The following is a 17,908-nucleotide window of genomic DNA, read 5'->3' as shown; positions in this document are numbered from 1 at the left end:
ATTGAATGGAGCGCCATCATTGCTCCGCTACCGGTACTGAAAAATGACCCGCCAATGACATTTTTGTCATTCTCGAAACCGGGCCGGTCAATGACAAAAATGTCACCGACTCGCGGCTGGCAACTGGGTAGACTGCCGGCACCGGCGCGATTGATGGCGCCAGCCAGAGTGTAGCCAGCGCAACAATGCATATCCTGCTGATTGAAGACGACACCAAAACCGGCGAGTACCTGAAAAAGGGCCTCGGCGAATCCGGCTATCAGGTCGACTGGGCTCAACACGGTGCCGACGGCCTGCACATGGCGCTGGAAAACCGCTACGACCTGATCGTGCTGGACGTGATGTTGCCCGGTATCGATGGCTGGCAGATCATCGAAGTACTGCGTGCAAAACAGGATGTGCCGGTGCTGTTTCTGACCGCACGGGATCAGTTGCAGGACCGGATTCGCGGCCTGGAACTGGGTGCCGACGATTATCTGGTCAAACCCTTCTCCTTTACCGAACTGCTGCTGCGCATCCGCACCATCCTGCGCCGGGGCGTGGTGCGCGAAGCCGACCATTTCCATCTGGCCGATCTGGAGCTGGACCTGCTGCGCCGCCGTGTCACCCGCCAGCAACAGGTCATCGTCCTGACCAACAAGGAGTTCGCCCTGCTGCATCTGTTGCTGCGTCGCGAGGGCGATGTGCTGTCCAGGGCACAGATCGCCTCCGAAGTCTGGGACATGAATTTCGACAGCGACACCAATGTGGTGGACGTGGCAATCAAGCGCCTGCGCAGCAAGGTCGACCTGCCCTACCCGATCAAGCTCATCCATACCGTGCGCGGTATCGGTTACGTCTGCGAGGTACGGCCATGCAACCCGGACGCCAGCCTTCCCTGACCCTGCGCTCGACCCTGGCTTTTGCCCTGGTGGCCATGTTCACCGTTGGTGGTGCGGGGTTGTATCTGTATCAGTCGATCAAGCAGACCGTCATGCAGCGCAGCGACCATGCGGTGCTCGCGCGCCTGGATCATTTTCGCAAACTGCTGCGCTATGACCTGACCCTGGACACCCTGAAGGGCAGCCCGCAGTTGTTCGAGAACATGCTCGACAGCGAAGAAGACATTTTCATCATTGGCGAACCGGGCAAGCCGCCGGTGATTGTGGTGAACCCGCAACGCGCTCCGCTGCCGGAGCTGCCGACGGTCGCTCAGGATCAGCCCCTCAGTGTCAGCGACCTGCGCAGCGGCATGAGCCTGCAAGGCGTACCACTGCGGGCGGCGTCGGTGCAGGCCATGTCCCATGGCGTCGAATTGCGCTTGCAGGCCGCGCACCTGATGGTCAAGGAAATGGCCATGCTCGCCAGTTTCCGTGAACGCATCTATGCCGCGATGACGCTGACCTTTGTACTGACGGCCTTGCTGGGTTATGTGCTGTTGCGACGCGGCTTGCGCCCGTTGCGGCAGATGGCAGCCCATGCGGCCGGTATCTCTCCGACCAGCCTGCACAACCGTCTCGATACCCGAAACACTCCGGTGGAATTGCAACAACTGAGCGACGCCTTCAATGCCATGCTTGACCGGCTGGATGACGGCTATCAGCGCCTGACGCAGTTTTCCGCCGATCTGGCCCACGAGATCCGCACCCCGGTGGGTTCGCTGATGGGGCATTGTCAGGTCGCGTTGCGCCAGAATCGCAGCGTCGATGACTATCAAGCCTTGCTGGCCTCCAACCTTGAAGAACTGGAGCGAATTTCCCGGCTGGTGGAAAGCATCCTGTTCCTGGCTCGCGCCGACGAGGCTCAGGCGGTGCTGGAGCGTCAGCCACTGCAATTGCAGGACGAACTGCAACGGGTCACGGGCTATTTCGAGGGGCTGGCCGAAGAGCGGCAACTGGAACTGCATGCCAGCGGCCAGGGCAAGCTGGACGCCGACCCGATCCTGCTGCGCCGGGCCTTGAGCAATCTGGTCGCCAACGCTATCCGCTATGCCGACGAAGGCAGCCGGATTCTGGTACGAGTCGTGTCCCTCAAGCATGAACAGCGGATCGAAGTGGAAAATCAAGGCCCCGTCTTGCCTGCGGCAACTCTGGACCGATTGTTCGACCGCTTCTACCGGGGCGACTCGTCGCGCCATGAAAGCTCCGACTCCAACGGCCTCGGGCTGGCCATCGTCGCGGCGATCATGCATTTGCATGGAGGTCGCGTCGAAGTCGCGCAGCCAAAGGCCGGGAGAATCTGCTTCAGCCTGGTATTTACCGGTTAAGCCTTCTTGTCGTGGGCAATGGTCAGCTTGTAGAACGTAGCCGCGCCCCCTTCAGTCGTGTACCCGGTGTTGTCCTGGGTATAGACCCCCGCCTTGAAGTAGAACAGCTTGGTGCTCCAGGCCGAATCAAGGCTGGCGTTCCAGATATGGTCGTAGGCATTGACCGTGAGACTCCCGCCAGGCGTCAGGTGGATGCTGTAGCTGAAGCGCTCGTTGAGCGGAACACCCTGGGCAATCATGATGACTTCGATTTCTGCATCCGGGCTGCGTCGAAACTTGGCGACAATATTGCCGGTCTGCAACTTCTCCTTGAACTGGTACTCGACCTTGAGCAACGGCTCGGTGCTGCCGTAGCAGTGGATCTGGCCAATCACGATCTTGCCGCTCGAAGGCACCTGATTGACCGTCAGCGACGCACGCAGAAAATTGTCCGCACTCGAGTAAGCCCAGTTGTAGGCTCGACCATCCGCCGTGGTCTCGCGCAACTCGGTACGCGGGTACTTGGCATTTTCCGTGGTGGAGCCGGTAACCGGCGCCCAGAAAAACAGCGTGTTTCCTGAGCGAAAGTAACCATCCTGATAACCGCCCATAAGTTTGGGAGTATCGATGGTGGTGGCTGGCGTTCCGACGGGTACGGACAAATTCCAGGTGGCGAGGTCGATCATGGGGTTGCTCGCAAGGTGCGCAATTCGCACCGGCAGGATGGCTCTGGAACGGGCGTTCGGCGCCCGCTGGATTCGTCCTGACTATCGGCTGAATCGTTTCTTTTTTAAACACCGCCCAACGTTAAATTGGCGTCAAAAGAAAGTCATCAACACCCCAAAGCCACTACTTTGATGTTATTTGTATCCAAAGTTTGACAACTGCGATTTTTGCTCTAAGCGGCCATTCATTTGGAAATGATCACAAACGGATCGCGTCATTTTTTTGAATGGCCATCGCCAGAACGGCTGTTTTTTGCGGGAATTTACCGACAGACGGTAGCAATTATTTTTAAAAGTCCAGGCACTTTTCACACCACGGACTGTCACGACGACCGTTCATCGCCTTTTGGGCACAGCAAAAGCCCCCGACCGCATAGCTTCCGGCGATAAATTTCCTGGGGATATAGGGGCCTCTCGCGAATGAATTCGCTCCTACTCAGTGAAGGGGCGACTTCAGTCGCGAGACGTCATTGAAGGCGATGGACTCTCTTGGGATATACAGGCCCCTCACGAATGAATCGGCTCCTGCTCAGACAGCACAAAGAGCCGGTTCAGGCAGGCGAATGAACACGGTGTAAGCCGCACCTTCCATCGCTTCAAAGGCAATCAGCTTCTCGACCAGAGCTTCGCTGAGCACCTTGCCGGCATTGAGCAACAGCATGCCGTTATCAGCGTTGAGGTTACGGGCCAGGACCATGCCGGCACTCAACTCACGGGGTTTCATGGCCTTGACCAGCGGATCGCCCAACGTGATATCCGAGCGGTAGACCGCGCAAGCCTTGATGAAACCTTCCAGCAAGCCGGGGTCATACCAGCGCCCGCTGTACTGGCGGATAAACACCAGCGCTTCATCACTGTTCATACGCCGCTGCAGGATCAGGCCATGCTGCAACTCGATGAAATCAACCGCCAGCTTGAGCAGACGCGAACCGAAGGGAATCGCCTCGCCCTTGAGCCGGTCCGGGAAACCCGTGCCGTCCCAGTGCTCCTGATGGTGCAGAATCAAGCGGGCTGCATCGCGCATGGGGTCCAGGGTCATGAGCAATGATTCGCTCTGTTTCGGGTAGTCCCGATAACGCTCACGCTCGGTGTGGGACAACTGGTCGACAGGCGCGCCGATCATGCTGTCGCTCCAGCCGAGCTTGCCGATATTGTGCAGCGCGGCCGCCATGCACAGGTCGCGTCGGCTGGCTTCGTCCAGCCCGTGAACCTGGCAGTAGGTGCGCACCAGATCGATGATTTGCCGGTTGGTCTGCTTGTCCGCCGGCAGGCGCTGATTGACCAGCAACGAGAAGACTTCGGTGGTCGTGGCATAGCTGTGCTTGAGTTCGTCGTAAGCCAGGTCGAGCATGTCGGCGGTCTGCTGCACCTCGCTCGTACGCGCCAGCACACGCTTTTCAAGCGTGGCATTGAGCAGTTGCAGCGCTTCGTTCTGATCGTGGGTCAGTTGCTCAAGGCGTTGCCGCTCGCGCTCGGAATGCTGATGGGCCAGGGACTGACGCAAGGTCAGCAGCATGTCTTCGTCATTCCAGGGCTTGCTGATATAGCGATGAATGCCGCCTTCGTTGATCGCTTTGACGATCATGTCCAGGTCCGCATAACCGGTCAGCAGCAAACGCATGGTGCCGGGATAGAGCGCATGGATACGGGCCAGCAACGTCGAGCCGTCCATGTGCGGCATGCGTGCGTCGCTCATCACCAGATCGATGGGGTGTTGCGCCATGATGTTCAGGGCTTCTTCGCCGCTGGTGGCGCAGTGGATGGTGTACCCCTGGGTTCGCAACAGACGGCGCAGGCTGCTGAGAATCAGCTCCTCGTCGTCGACCAGAAGCACGTTGGGCTTGAATGCACCGGCAGAAACAGACTTGTCGTCCATCGCGAGTACCTCGCTCAGCGGTAGTGGCACATTTGTTCTTGTGAAGTGCCAGGTCATCATGCGCTTCGACCTTGCCCTGAGCATAGCTGGAACTCAAAAAATAGTGGCACTTTGAGATTAAATCCGATGAAAGCTCACCCGCAGCGCTATGCTCAAGTCAGTCAGGGACGCTTCCTGTCACCCACTCGACCGTTGCCGCAGGTGTGCCATGAAAATCCTGTCCAACCGACGCATCCTCCTGATCGACAGCACCCCCGCCACTCACGAAGACTTTCGCAAGGCGCTGGTCCCGGACAGCAGCGGTCAGGCGGATCTTTACCTGATCGAAGCCGCCCTGTTCGGCAATGACATGCCGATCATTACCCACCACTACCAGCTCGATTGTGTGTACGACGCAGAAGATGGCCTGTTCAGGGCACAGCAGGCGCTGGATGACGACCTGCCCTACGCACTGGCCTTTGTCGACATGCATCTGGCGGAAGATGTGCGGATCATCGAAAAACTCTGGCAGATCGACCCGCGCCTGCAAGTCGTGATCTGTGCAGCGCAGTCGGACTATTCATGGGAAACCCTGATAGACCGCCTGCAAGGCCATGACCGGCTGCTGACTCGCAAAAAGCCTTTCAACGATATTGAAGTCCAGCAACTGGCCCACGTGCTCACCACCAAATGGGAAATGACTGAACTGGCGTCCGTACAGATGGACCGGCTGGAGCAACTGGTCGAGCAACGAACCGAGGAACTGACCCGCACCAGCGAAGAGCTGCAACATCAGATCGACGAGCGCAAACACCTGGAAAGCCAGCTGGTGCAGTCGGAAAAACTGGCCTCGCTCGGGCAACTGGCGGCCGGGGTCGCCCATGAAATCAATAACCCGATCGGGTTCATCTCTTCCAACCTCGGCACCCTGGAAAACTATTTCGCCCAGGTGAAGGAAATGCTGCTGGCCTACCGCAACATCGAACAGGCCATCCCCGCAGGCCCTGAACGGGAGCAACTGACCGCCCTGCGCGAACGCATAGAACTGGATTACCTGATCGACGATATCCCGGTGCTGATCAGTGAATCCAAGGAAGGGATCGACCGCGCCGGGAAGATCGTCAAGGACCTCAAGTCATTCTCCCGGGCAGACAGCAACGAGCAGTGGCAGTGGGCGGACCTGCATCAAGGGATCGACTCGACGCTGAACATCGCGGCCAACGAAATCAAGTACAAGGCCGACGTGATCAAGGAATACGGCGATCTGCCGCAGATCGAGTGCCTGCCTTCGCAAATAAACCAGGTGGTCATGAACCTGGTGGTCAATGCGGCTCAGGCCATCGGCGACGAGCGCGGGCAGATCACCATTCGCAGCGGCCAGGAAGGCGACACGGTATGGCTACAGGTGACCGACAATGGCTCGGGCATGGCGCCGCAGGTCATGCAACGCATCTTCGACCCGTTCTTCACCACTAAACCCGTGGGCAAAGGCACCGGGCTAGGGCTGTCGCTCTCCTACGGCATCGTCAAAAAGCATGGCGGGAGCATCAGCGTCAAAAGCGAGGTGGGAGCCGGTACTTCATTCAAGGTCGTGCTACCGATCCATCAGGCCAAAACCGGCAGTTGACGCTGGATTCCACGACCGTCGGGAAATTTGCAGTTGACGGAAAGACTTTGTTACAGGATATTATTAGTTAGCAAGCTATTAATATCCTCGCTAACAATATCGCTCCTAACTAAATTTCCGGTTTTCCCATGTCACTCGATTCACTTCACAGAGCCATCAGCAGCGGCATGGTCGCAGCCTCCCGCCAATGGCGGCGCATCTGCCAGACCACGCTGTCCACGTACGGCATTTCCGAAGCCTGCGCAGGCCCGTTGCTGGCCATTGCCCGACTGGGCGACGGCGTGCATCAGGTGAAAGTGGCCCAGGCCGCCGGCATGGAAAGCCCGACACTGGTACGTCTGCTGGACCAGCTCTGCTCTGCCGGCATCGTCTGCCGTACCGAAGACCCCAGCGACCGCCGCGCCAAGGCCTTGAGCCTGACCGAAGACGGCCGCAAGCTGGCCGGTGCAATCGAACAGGAACTCACTCGCCTGCGCGCCGATGTGCTCAAAGGCATCGACTCCGCCGACCTCGAAGCCACCTTGCGCGTGTTCAAGGCCTTCGCCGATGCGGCTCACCCCGACAACGCAGGCCAGTCGTGAACGGCTTCTTCGCAGGATTTCCACCTGCCCGCGACTGGTTCTATGGCGTGCGCACCTTCGCCGCCGCCATGCTCGCGCTGTATATCGCCCTGATCATGGAAATGCCACGGCCGTACTGGGCCATGGCGACGGTCTATATCGTTTCCAGCCCGTTCGTCGGCCCCACCAGTTCCAAGGCGCTGTATCGCGCCCTCGGTACGCTGGCAGGTGCCGCCGCCTCGGTATTGCTGGTGCCGGTCTTCGTACAGACGCCTTTGCTGCTGGCCATCGTGATCGGCCTGTGGACTGGCACCCTGCTGTTTCTCTCCCTGCATCTGCGCACCGCCAACAGCTACGCGCTGATGCTGGCGGGCTACACCATGCCGCTGATTTCCCTGCCGGTGGTGGACAACCCGCAAGCCGTCTTCGAGATTGCCGTCTCGCGTACCGAAGAGATTTTCCTGGGCATCATCTGTGCCGCCGTGGTCGGTGCGATGTTCTGGCCTCGTCGCCTGAAACCGGTGTTCCAGGCCACGACTGAAAAATGGTTCAGCGATGCCAGCGCTTACAGCGAGCGGTTCCTGGGGCGCAGTGTTCAGGCCGAAGAAGTCGGCGCACTGCGCAACTCCATGGTCGGCAGCTTCAATTCGCTGGAGCTGATCATCAGCCAGTTGAGCCATGAGGGCGCGCGCAAACAGACCGTGCGCAACGCCATGGAATTGCGCGGACGCATGATTCACTTGCTGCCGGTGATCGATGCCCTCGACGACGCACTCTGGGCACTGGAGCGCCGCACGCCAGAGCTGCTGGCTAGCCTGTCGCCACTGCTGGTGGAAGCCCGCAACTGGCTGGGCAACACCGCCAAAGGTCCGCAACTGGAGCAATGGCAGTTGCTGCATCGCGAGCTGGAGCGCCTGCAACCGGATTCCGCACAACTGGATGAACGCGAGCAACTGCTGCTTTCCAACGCGCTGTATCGGCTGAGCGAATGGATCGACCTGTGGCTCGACTGCCGCACCTTGCAATACGCCATCGACACAGACGATCAATCGCCCTGGCGCGCTGTTTATCGGCACTGGCGTCTGGGTCGGCTTACGCCGTTTCTGGACCGTGGCCTGATGCTGTATTCGGTGGCATCGACGGTGCTGGCGATTATCGCCGCTTCGATGCTGTGGATACTGCTGGGCTGGAAAGACGGCGCCAGCGCGGTGGCTCTGGCCGCCGTGTCTTGCAGCTTCTTTGCTGCCATGGACGACCCGGCGCCGCAGATCTACCGGTTCTTTTTCTGGACCCTGCTGTCAGTGGTGTTCGCCAGCCTGTATCTGTTCGTGGTGCTGCCCAACCTGCATGATTTCCCGATGCTGGTACTGGCCTTTGCCGTGCCGTTCATTTGTGTAGGCACGCTGACGGTGCAACCGCGCTTCTTTCTCGGCACGCTGCTGACCATCGTCAACACCTCGTCCTTCATCAGCATCCAGAGTGCTTATGACGCCGACTTTCTGAACTTCCTCAACGCCAATCTGGCAGGGCCTGCCGGCCTGTTGTTCGCCTTTATCTGGACGCTGGTGTTCCGCCCGTTCGGTGTCGAGCTGGCGCTCAAGCGCCTGACCCGCTTCAGTTGGCGCGACATCGTGAGCCTGAGCAAACCGGCCACCCTGGCCGAACACCGGCACATGGGCGTGCAGATGCTCGACCGCCTCATGCAGCAACTGCCGCGCCTGACCGTTACCGCCCAGGATTCCGGCATTGCCCTGCGCGAATTGCGGGTCGCCCTCAACATCCTCGATCTGCGGGCTTATACGCCGCGTGCCACCGCCGTTGCCCAAGGCTTGCTGAATCAGGTGGTGGATGAAGTCGGCAGCTATTTCAAAGCCTGTATCAAGGCAGACGAACGCTTGCCAGCGCCCAAAGGCTTGCTGATGACCATGGACCGGGCGCGTCGCTCGCTGACCGATCAATGGATGGGCCAGGACCCGGCGCGCATTCACCTGCTGCATGCCTTGAGCGGCCTGCGCCTGGCGCTGTTGCCAGGCGTCGAGATCGTCAGCGTTGCCGGGGAAACGACCGAACAACCGCCCTATGGCATCGATGGAGCACCGTCATGATTGGTGATCTGGATATCAGCGGCATCTTCGTGCCCACCTTCCTGGCGCTGATGGGCATCGCCTATCTGCTGTTTCTCGGGGTGCATGCGTTGCTGTCGCGTGCCCACTTCTACCGCCTGGTATGGCACCGGGCTTTGTTCAACGTAGGTCTATACGCTTTGTTGCTCGGCGCCGTGGATACTCTCAGTCGATACCTGATGACATGAAAAAACCATTACTGACTTTGGGCCGTGTGGTCCTGACCCTGCTCGTTGTACTGCTGGCCACCGTCGTCGTCTGGCGCATGGTGATGTATTACATGTATGCACCCTGGACCCGTGACGGGCATATCCGCGCCGACATCGTGCAGATCGCCCCGGACGTGTCCGGCCTGATCCAGAAAGTCGACGTGGGCGACAACCAGCAGGTCAGCAAAGGCCAGGTGTTGTTCACCATCGATCAAGACCGCTTCCAGCTGGTCTTGCGTCAGGCGCAGGCAACGGTTGCCGAGCGCCAGGAAACCTGGGAGCAGGCGCGCCGCGAGAACAAGCGCAACCGTGGCCTGGGTAATCTGGTGGCCCGCGAGCAACTGGAAGAAAGCCAGTCCCGCGAAGCCCGCGCCCTGTCGGCCCTCAATGAAGCAAAGGTGGCAGTAGATGCCGCGCAGCTGAATCTGGATCGCTCGGTGATTCGCAGCCCGGTGGACGGCTATCTCAACGACCGCGCGCCGCGTCCCCATGAGTTCGTGACGGCAGGCCACGCCGTATTGTCGGTGGTGGATACCGCGTCCTTTCACATCGATGGCTACTTCGAGGAAACCAAGCTGGACGGCATTCATATCGGCCAGAGCGTGGACATCCGCGTGGTCGGCGACAACGCACGCCTGACTGGCCATGTGGTGAGCATCGTCGCCGGTATCGAAGACCGCGACCGCACCAGCGGCTCGAACCTGCTGCCCAACGTCAACCCGGCGTTCAGCTGGGTGCGTCTGGCGCAGCGCATTCCGGTGCGTATCGCCTTTGACGAGGTGCCTTCGGACTTCCGCATGATCGCCGGGCGCACCGCCACGGTATCGATCATCGACGACCGTCAGGGAGCGGCACAATGAAACACGCCACGCACATGGCCACGCTGGGGTTGGGTTTACTGTTGTCGGCCTGCCAGATGGTCGGGCCGAACTACGAGCTCCCCAAGGACGGCGCGATCAATCGCCCGGACCTGCAAGGTGAACTGGCGGGCCAGTCGGTCAATACCGTTTCGGCACCAGTGCCGGAACACTGGTGGCGTCTGTATAAGGACCCGCGACTCGATGAACTGGTGCAACAGGCCATGGCCTCCAACACCGACCTGCGGGTCGCCGCCGCCAACCTGCAGCGCGCCCGCTATCAAACGGCCGAAGCCCGGGCCGCCGGTGGTTTTACCAACAGCGCAACAGTCGGTGTCCAGCGCTTGCAGGAATCGGGTGAAGCCTTTCTGCTGGCCGACAAGGTACCGGTCGCCAATGTCGGCGATGTGGGGCTGACCACGTCCTATCAGTTCGACCTGTTCGGGACCTTGCAACGCGGTATCGAAGCCGCCCAGGCCAATATCGATGCCAGCCAGGCCGCCGCCGATACGGCACGCATCACCCTGGTGGCCGATGTCGTGCGGGCCTACACGCAGATCTGCGCCGCCAATGAAGAACATGACATCGCTCAGGAGTCGCTGAACCTGCAACAACAGAGCGTGACCCTCAACCAGCGCCTGCGCGATGCAGGGCGCGGCGATGAAACCCAGGTCACCCGCTCACAGACGCAATTCAAATCCCTGCGCGCCGAGCTGCCACGCTACGAAGCCATGCGTCAGGCCGGGTTGTTCCGCCTGTCGATGCTGCTGGCCCGACCAGTGGAAAAACTGCCTGCCGGGGTCAGCACCTGCAATGAGCTGCCACATATTGCGCAAGTCATGCCGGTGGGCGACGGCGCAGCATTGCTCAAACGCCGCCCCGATGTGCGTCAGGCAGAGCGTCATCTGGCCATGGCCACCGCGCAGATCGGCGTCGCCACAGGCGAGCTGTACCCGGACATCAGCATCGGCGCGACCATCGGCAGCATCGGCATCCTCGAAAACCTCGGTAAACCGGCGGCCAATCGCTGGGGTTTTGGCCCACTGCTGAACTGGACCGTCCCGTCCAATGGCTCACGTGCCCGCATCCATCAAGCCGAAGCCTCGACCCAGGCGGCGCTGGCGCGCTTCGATGGCGTGGTCCTCAATGCCATTCGCGAAACCCAGACCGGCCTTGCGCAATACACCGCCCTGCTGGACCGCCGCGATGCCTTGAAAGATGCCGAACAATCGGCACAGGAAGCCGCCGACCAGACCCACCGCTTCTACAAGGCCGGCCGCGCCTCGTTCCTGGCAGACCTTCAAGCCACCCGCACCTACACCGACGTCCGCGCACAACTGGCGGCGGCCAATACCCAGGTGGCCATGGGGCAGATTGATCTGTTTCTGGCATTGGGTGGGGGTTGGCAATAAGGTCAGTATCATTGTGCAGGGCCGAACTCATTCGGGAAGACCTGACATACGGCACGAATAGATGTCGTTTGAATCGTCTTCGCGAATGAACTCGTGCCCACCAAATCAAACGACATCAATACGTTACCCCCACTGCAAACCTTGGCGCCAGGCAATATAAAACCCTCCTCTTTAATAACTGCTCGAAAACAGGGCAGCACGCAGTGGCCTGCGGGTATCAGCGCCCTGTTTCAACCCACAAAAAATTTAACGGCGTTTGTGCTTGCGAGCAGATTTCAATAATGCTATTAAATAGCAGAGCCATCATATAGCCATTAATCTGAAAACTATAATCAAGGATGACCGCCATGCATGGCGTACTTCTCTTTCAGTAGATAACCATTCGGTTCTACGCCCCTTGTAGTTTGTCGAGAACACTGCCTTGCAGCGTCATCAGGCATGTCCTTCACACCCAATACCACACTGATAGAAAAGCGACTGGATGTTATTCCGGTCTTCACTTTGTTGTGCCTGTGTATATGTACTTATTGCACACAGGCAACAGAATTCTTACTGACTTCATCAACCTGAGGTAAACATCATGGGCTGGCCAGGCAAAGGTGTCGATTATTACGCTTACGTGGAAACCAACGACTTTACTACCCTCTTCCAGCAACCCACCGATTTGGGTGATAAAACGGCCTCCTATCAACTTGATACGCCGAACACGATGCAACATGGCAACCTTCAGATCTCGGAAAGCGATATCGGTATTCTCTCGCACACCGGACACTATAAATGGCAAATTTCAAAGAACCAGAAACCGATAGCGAACAGGTATGCAGATATTGCACCCTTTACCGGAAACCTTGGCGATACCACCATGGGCAACATGCTGCAGACCCCCTCCCTGTTCGGGCAGGGCTGGGCGATTTCCTATGGTTTTTACGACAGCGGAAGCGGAAGCGGCGGTCTTACCAACCAGGACCAGTCTTATGTATACGCCACAGGCGACATGTCAGGCTGGATGGGAGATCTCGCAAACAGCATGGGAGCGGCACTGAAAGAAAAGCCGTTTTCCACCTTTGTATTGCCGGGTGCCCATGACGCCGGCATGTTTGACCCGACACTGATCACAAAACTGTTGGATGACGCAGAGTTCGTATCCACCATCGCAAGCATGCTTCCTCCTCCCATCGGCCCCATTGCTTTCCTCGCTTCTCTGAGCAAACCCAATGCCTTGCGCGCAATCATCAACCTGGCGTTTACCCAGAAAGACAACATCACCGCACAACTCAACCTGGGGACCCGATACTTCGACTTCCGTCCGGGATATTGCTATCAGAACATTACGGACGGTATCTATCACCAGCACAACCTGATTCCAGGCTATTCGTATCAGAGCTTCCTGCAAGACATACTGAACTGGCTGGCTCAGCACCCGACGGAAATTGTCGTCATCAGCCCGAACTTCCAGGGGTTCGCGCAAGACACAATGAAACCAGCACCCGATGTACTCGACGGGGTGCTCAATACTGCACTGGCCAACACCAAGACACAGGGCAAGATCGTGCCCGGCTACAAAGGTGATCTTGCCTCAAGTTATGCAACGCTGCTCTCGCAATCGAAACGCCTGATCCTGCTACCGCAGACCAAATCTGGCAATGACGCCACAAAGTACGACTCCTACAACGGCAGTTACACAACAACAGACGTCAACAACATTCTGACTGCACTCAATGGCATGAACGCCTCCGTTCAAGCCAAAAACGACTACACCGTACTGCAACTTCAAGGAACAGCCAGTGGCGTGGACGGGGCAGCCGGTCCCGCCATTGTGACCCTGAGCGATGCCTCTTCTCCGTTGATGTCAACCAAGCCGGGATTCGACTTCCATACCTATCCGTGGCTGGTCAAGAACGTCGCCAGCAATCTGAGCGCATCGGGACTTGTCGTCTTTCTCAACGACTTCTGTGACAACGCCCTGGCTTCCATTGCGAAACAGATCACACAGGTCAGAGCCGGCAAACTCTAGTTATCCGCCAATTCAAGCCTTTGTAACAAGCCTGATAATAACAGCCAACTCTTGTATGTAAGGGAAGTACCAGCATGGGCACAAAACACAACGCGACCATTTTCATTACCAATGACACCGGCGGGAACGCTGATATTGTCCTGTTTCACACAGACTCAAACGACCAAAGACAGTCTGGGCAATGGGCTGCACAGCCGGGACAAACTGTCGGCCCACTGGAAGTTACTTTTGAAACAGGGCTGGATGTCATTGATGTTCTGGATTACTGGTCCGTCATGGTCAACGTCAGGGATGGTGAATCGCCAGGCTACTACGCCAATACAGGCACAGCGGCAAACAATTACAAGAAGGAATGCCAACTGCAAAGCAAGGATGCAGGGCAAACCATTACCCTGTCTGTGAGCACCGCGAAGTTCAATATTGCATTGAAGTCAGGTGGATGCAGTGATGGTATGAAAAAGCTCGCACCCGCTGCCGCTGCCCCCATCACCCACGTATTTGTCGTCATGCTGGAAAACCATTCGTTCGACAATATATTCGCCATGTCCGGGATTCCAGGCATAACGGCAGCCACAATCAATGACTCGAACACTTACAAGGAAGACGTCTATAAAGTTCAGGCCAGCGCGCCCGTCAGCATGCCAAGCGATCCGGGGCACGAGTTCACTGATGTCTTGGAACAACTGACCGGGGGCACCCCTTTTGTCAAAGGTCAACCTTATCCCACCATCAACAATTCCGGGTTCGCTTCAAGCTACGCAACATCAACAACGGAATACCCGAAAAAAGCGCCATCGTCAGAAGACATCATCGATGTCATGTCGTGCTTCGACACGCGGACTCAACTGCCTGTCATCTATAACCTGGCGACCGAATTCGCTATATGTGATCACTGGCACTCTTCCATTCCGGGACCGACGTGGCCGAACCGCTTCTTCGTTCATGGCGCTTCTTCGGCCGGCTTCGACGACAGCCCGAAACAGGATCAGATGCTCACCTGGGAAACAACCGATGGATTTGTATACCCCAACGGATCCATTTTCCAACGACTCAAAGATGCCAACATTCAATACAGGATCTACAACGACTCTCAGGTTCAGCCAAAAACCTATCTAAGCCTGTACAGCGATCAGCCTGAACGAGGAACACCACTGGGTGCGATCCCACAGGTCGCCGCCCTCAAAGGCCTGTCAGTGTTTGATATTGAATCCCTTCAGCACTTTGCGGACGACCTGCAACAACCCTACCCGTTTTCCTACACGTTCATAGAGCCTCATTACGGGAGTGCCAGTACTGATTATGCAGGCGGCTCATCACAGCACCCGATGGATGACGTCTATGGTGGAGAGCACTTGCTGCAGGCCGTCTATGCCGCTATCCGCAACTCGCCTTACTGGAACACCAGTCTGTTGATCGTCACTTACGACGAACATGGCGGTCTCTATGACTCGGTCGCGCCAGGAACAATAACTGCGCCGGGTGATAAATTTCCCGCAGCCAACAACACCCATGGTTTCGACTTCACGACAGCAGGCGTTCGAGTGCCAGCCATCGTGGCATCCCCGCTGATTCCCAAAGGCACGGTGGACTCAACACTTTACGACCATGCTTCGGTTCCTGCGCTGCTGGAAAAACTCTGGGGCCTGACCCCCTTGACGCAGCGAGACGCCAATGCCAATACCCCCTTGCACCTGCTATCACTGGCCACGCCACGCGATACACCAAGCGCACTGGCAAACCCGAAGCCTCCAGTGAAAGAAACCAAGGCAGCAAAGGGCGCAACCGAGAACGCTGCAACGCTGGCCAACCCCGTTCCCGTTTCCGGAAATCTGGCGGGCACCCTGGCCATTCTTCGCAAAATGGATGCAGAGTTGTCAGCAGGCAAACCTGCCGGGCTGTTTCCTGAACAAAACCTGGCTGCCGTCGGACTGCTTGCTGCAACAAGCCAGACCGCCACCGTCCAGACGCTGGGTAACGCAGAGCAATATGCCGAACAGGTTCTGGATAAAGTACATCACGCAAAAGCCCTGAGAGGGCTCGCAGAAGCCGACAGAAGCTGATCAGAAAAGGCTGGCGCTTGCGTACAGTGTTACGCAAGCGCCAAAAGAAAATGGATTCTTCCTGACGCAGGGCATTAAGCTTTCTCCATATTCATTGCGAGAGCCCTCATGAACACCACCCTCAGCCGCCGCGAGCGGCTGCACAGCATCATTTTCCAGACCGACACACCCGCCGGGCGGCGTTTTGACAAGATTCTGCTGGTTGTCATTCTGCTCAGCCTGCTGGTGACCATGGTCGACAGCATTCAGGACATCCACCGCGACTACGCCGCCCTGCTCACCTATATCGAGTGGGGCTTTACGCTGGTTTTCGCCATCGAGTACATCCTGCGCCTCTACTGTTCGCCAAGGCCGCTGAAATACGCTTTCAGCTTCTATGGCCTGGTGGACCTGCTGGCCATCGTGCCGGGTGTATTGGCGATCTACTACAGCGATGCCCAATACCTGCTGATCGTGCGGATCATCCGCATGCTGCGTATCTTCCGGGTACTCAAGCTGAGTCCTTATCTGAAGCAGGCCCACTATCTGGTGGAAGCCCTGCGTGGCAGCAAGCAGAAGATCATCGTGTTTCTGGTCAGCGTCTCGACTCTGGTCACCGTGTTCGGCACCCTGATGTACGTGATCGAAGGCCCGCAACATGGCTTCACCAGCATCCCCAAAGGCATTTACTGGGCTATCGTGACCCTGACCACCGTGGGCTTCGGCGATATCGTGCCCAAGACGCCGCTGGGGCAAATGGTGTCGTCGGTGGTGATGATCATCGGTTACTCGATCATTGCCGTACCCACCGGTATATTCACCGCCGAACTGGCCAATGCCATGCGCGGTGAACAGTTGAAACACGACTGCCCGGTCTGCGCGAAAAAGCACCATGAGCATGGCGCAGCCTTCTGTTCGCGGTGCGGCAATGCGCTGTTTCCCAAGGCGCAAGAGCAGGCATAAGCAAATACGTTTTTAATCTTTATGAGGCCAATGCTCAGCGGCTATAGTCGCGGCATTACGCCATCAGCCTATAACAATGACTGTCAACTCAAGGAATCCGCAGTGAAAAAAATCTTCGCCGCCTCGCTACTGGCCGCAGGCCTGGCTTTTGCCAGTGCCGCACAGGCCGCCCCGACTCTGCTCAACGTCTCCTACGACGTGATGCGTGACTTCTACAAGGACTACAACAGCGCCTTCCAGAAGCACTGGAAAGCCGAGCACAAGGAAGACGTCACGGTACAGATGTCCTTCGGTGGGTCGAGCAAGCAGGCGCGTTCCGTGATCGATGGTCTGCCGGCTGACGTCATCACCATGAACATGGCCACCGACATCAATGCCCTGGCCGATAATGGCGAGCTGGTGCCGAAGAACTGGGTAACACGCCTGCCGAACAACAGCGCGCCCTTCACTTCTGCCACTGTGTTCATCGTGCGCAAAGGCAACCCGAAAGCGCTGAAAGACTGGCCGGACCTGATCAAGGATGGCGTCGAAGTCATCGTGCCGAACCCGAAAACCTCGGGCAACGGCCGCTACACCTACCTGTCGGCCTGGGGTTACACCCTGAAGAACGGCGGCGATGAAGCGGCTGCCCGCAAGTTCGTCGGCCAGTTGTTCAAGCACGTACCGGTACTGGACACCGGCGGTCGTGGCGCAACCACCACCTTCATGACCAACCAGATCGGCGACGTACTGGTGACCTTCGAGAACGAAGCGGAAATGATCGCCCGCGAGTTCGGCCGCGACCAGTTTGAAGTCGTTTACCCGAGCGTTTCCGCCGAAGCCGAGCCGCCTGTAAGCGTGGTCGACAAGGTCGTGGACAAGAAAGAGTCCCGCGCACTGGCCGAAGGCTACCTGAAATACCTGTGGTCCCCTGAAGCCCAGGAAATCGCCGCCAACAACTACCTGCGCCCACGCGACGCAACAGTGTTGGCCAAGTACAAGGATCGCTTCCCGAAAGTCGACTTCCTGTCCGTAGAGAAAACCTTCGGTGACTGGCGCACCGTGCAGAAGACCCACTTTGTTGACGGTGGCGTGTTCGATCAGATTTATTCGGGCAAGTAAGTAAATACAGGCCTCACCGGCGCTATCGCGCTGGTGGGGCCTTTTCATTCGTAACAAAACGCTTGCACACCCCAGACATAATCGCTATAAACATGCCACACAAGCACGCTCAGTACTTGAATATGGATATGATCATGTCGACACAGGGAAGGTGTTCAATACCCAAGTGTATTCACACTTAGACCTCCACTTACTTAAA

The 17,908-nt window shown here is 57.9% G+C and carries 14 protein-coding genes and 1 pseudogene; 13 read left to right on the top strand and 2 right to left on the bottom strand.

Annotated features, from left to right (window positions below; genetic code table 11):
* The first annotated feature begins 185 nt into the window (after positions 1–185).
* The gene (locus tag ACODS3_RS11980; protein WP_201004637.1) at positions 186–881 is read left to right on the top strand and encodes a heavy metal response regulator transcription factor; all 696 of its coding nucleotides are present in this window, start codon (positions 186–188) and stop codon (positions 879–881) included.
* Positions 854–2,245 carry a heavy metal sensor histidine kinase gene (locus ACODS3_RS11975; RefSeq protein WP_304574336.1) on the top strand — a complete coding sequence of 464 codons (1,392 nt, stop codon included), beginning with the start codon at positions 854–856 and terminating at the stop codon, positions 2,243–2,245. Before ACODS3_RS11980 ends, ACODS3_RS11975 begins: the two co-directional genes overlap by 28 nt.
* Here the strand turns inward: ACODS3_RS11975 and ACODS3_RS11970 are convergent.
* Positions 2,242–2,910, bottom strand: coding sequence for a polysaccharide lyase family 7 protein (locus ACODS3_RS11970; protein ID WP_201018464.1), 669 nt, complete (start codon positions 2,908–2,910; stop codon positions 2,242–2,244). The genes ACODS3_RS11975 and ACODS3_RS11970 overlap by 4 nt on opposite strands.
* A gap of 568 nt (positions 2,911–3,478) precedes the next feature.
* A complete protein-coding gene (nosR, locus tag ACODS3_RS11965; RefSeq protein WP_201018599.1) occupies positions 3,479–4,825 on the bottom strand; it encodes a response regulator c-di-GMP phosphodiesterase, NosR family in 1,347 nt (448 codons plus the stop codon).
* Positions 4,826–5,618: 793 nt separating this feature from the next.
* Between nosR and ACODS3_RS11960 the strand changes: the two are divergent.
* The 11 genes and pseudogenes from ACODS3_RS11960 to ACODS3_RS11910 form a co-directional block, all read left to right on the top strand.
* Positions 5,619–5,705 (top strand): annotated as a pseudogene (locus ACODS3_RS11960) (hypothetical protein); the annotation flags it as partial.
* 57 nt (positions 5,706–5,762) lie between these two features.
* Complete coding sequence (locus ACODS3_RS11955) at positions 5,763–6,431, top strand: ATP-binding protein (protein ID WP_374063412.1); 669 nt, start codon at positions 5,763–5,765, stop codon at positions 6,429–6,431.
* Positions 6,432–6,559: 128 nt separating this feature from the next.
* Positions 6,560–7,012, top strand: a complete 453-nt coding sequence (locus ACODS3_RS11950; RefSeq protein ID WP_201004643.1) for a MarR family winged helix-turn-helix transcriptional regulator — start codon at positions 6,560–6,562, stop codon at positions 7,010–7,012.
* Entirely contained in the window at positions 7,009–9,096 is a 2,088-nt protein-coding gene (locus ACODS3_RS11945) for an FUSC family protein (RefSeq protein WP_201018462.1), read from the top strand. Before ACODS3_RS11950 ends, ACODS3_RS11945 begins: the two co-directional genes overlap by 4 nt.
* A complete protein-coding gene (locus tag ACODS3_RS11940) occupies positions 9,093–9,302 on the top strand; it encodes a DUF1656 domain-containing protein (protein ID WP_201004645.1) in 210 nt (69 codons plus the stop codon). Before ACODS3_RS11945 ends, ACODS3_RS11940 begins: the two co-directional genes overlap by 4 nt.
* Positions 9,299–10,183, top strand: coding sequence for an efflux RND transporter periplasmic adaptor subunit (locus tag ACODS3_RS11935; protein ID WP_201018461.1), 885 nt, complete (start codon positions 9,299–9,301; stop codon positions 10,181–10,183). The genes ACODS3_RS11940 and ACODS3_RS11935 overlap by 4 nt, the downstream gene beginning before the upstream one ends.
* Positions 10,180–11,592 (top strand): efflux transporter outer membrane subunit, encoded by a 1,413-nt coding sequence (locus ACODS3_RS11930; RefSeq protein WP_304574337.1) that lies wholly within the window; start codon positions 10,180–10,182, stop codon positions 11,590–11,592. The genes ACODS3_RS11935 and ACODS3_RS11930 overlap by 4 nt, the downstream gene beginning before the upstream one ends.
* A 580-nt stretch (positions 11,593–12,172) precedes the next feature.
* Entirely contained in the window at positions 12,173–13,606 is a 1,434-nt protein-coding gene (locus ACODS3_RS11925; RefSeq protein ID WP_489034395.1) for a PI-PLC domain-containing protein, read from the top strand.
* Between the two features lie 74 nt (positions 13,607–13,680).
* Positions 13,681–15,666, top strand: a complete 1,986-nt coding sequence (locus ACODS3_RS11920; protein ID WP_489034393.1) for an alkaline phosphatase family protein — start codon at positions 13,681–13,683, stop codon at positions 15,664–15,666.
* A 108-nt stretch (positions 15,667–15,774) separates the two neighbouring features.
* Positions 15,775–16,608, top strand: a complete 834-nt coding sequence (locus ACODS3_RS11915; protein WP_200986071.1) for an ion transporter — start codon at positions 15,775–15,777, stop codon at positions 16,606–16,608.
* Between the two features lie 102 nt (positions 16,609–16,710).
* Positions 16,711–17,709, top strand: a complete 999-nt coding sequence (locus ACODS3_RS11910) for a sulfate ABC transporter substrate-binding protein (RefSeq protein ID WP_025260849.1) — start codon at positions 16,711–16,713, stop codon at positions 17,707–17,709.
* Positions 17,710–17,908 lie beyond the last annotated feature (199 nt).

It is taken from the genome of Pseudomonas sp. FG43, from assembly GCF_057809175.1.
The sequence above is the reverse complement of the archived record's forward strand: the minus strand, read 5'-3'. Positions and strand labels throughout refer to the sequence as shown.

What these genes read in the sequence shown, in the direction of transcription:
- ACODS3_RS11980 (WP_201004637.1), top strand. Translation starts at nt 186, where the DNA reads ATGCATATCCTGCTGATTGAAGACGACACCAAAACCGGCGAGTACCTG.
- ACODS3_RS11975 (WP_304574336.1), top strand. Translation starts at nt 854, where the DNA reads ATGCAACCCGGACGCCAGCCTTCCCTGACCCTGCGCTCGACCCTGGCT.
- ACODS3_RS11970 (WP_201018464.1), bottom strand. Translation starts at nt 2,910, where the DNA reads ATGATCGACCTCGCCACCTGGAATTTGTCCGTACCCGTCGGAACGCCA.
- nosR (WP_201018599.1), bottom strand. Translation starts at nt 4,825, where the DNA reads ATGGACGACAAGTCTGTTTCTGCCGGTGCATTCAAGCCCAACGTGCTT.
- ACODS3_RS11955 (WP_374063412.1), top strand. Translation starts at nt 5,763, where the DNA reads ATGCTGCTGGCCTACCGCAACATCGAACAGGCCATCCCCGCAGGCCCT.
- ACODS3_RS11950 (WP_201004643.1), top strand. Translation starts at nt 6,560, where the DNA reads ATGTCACTCGATTCACTTCACAGAGCCATCAGCAGCGGCATGGTCGCA.
- ACODS3_RS11940 (WP_201004645.1), top strand. Translation starts at nt 9,093, where the DNA reads ATGATTGGTGATCTGGATATCAGCGGCATCTTCGTGCCCACCTTCCTG.
- ACODS3_RS11935 (WP_201018461.1), top strand. Translation starts at nt 9,299, where the DNA reads ATGAAAAAACCATTACTGACTTTGGGCCGTGTGGTCCTGACCCTGCTC.
- ACODS3_RS11930 (WP_304574337.1), top strand. Translation starts at nt 10,180, where the DNA reads ATGAAACACGCCACGCACATGGCCACGCTGGGGTTGGGTTTACTGTTG.
- ACODS3_RS11925 (WP_489034395.1), top strand. Translation starts at nt 12,173, where the DNA reads ATGGGCTGGCCAGGCAAAGGTGTCGATTATTACGCTTACGTGGAAACC.
- ACODS3_RS11920 (WP_489034393.1), top strand. Translation starts at nt 13,681, where the DNA reads ATGGGCACAAAACACAACGCGACCATTTTCATTACCAATGACACCGGC.
- ACODS3_RS11915 (WP_200986071.1), top strand. Translation starts at nt 15,775, where the DNA reads ATGAACACCACCCTCAGCCGCCGCGAGCGGCTGCACAGCATCATTTTC.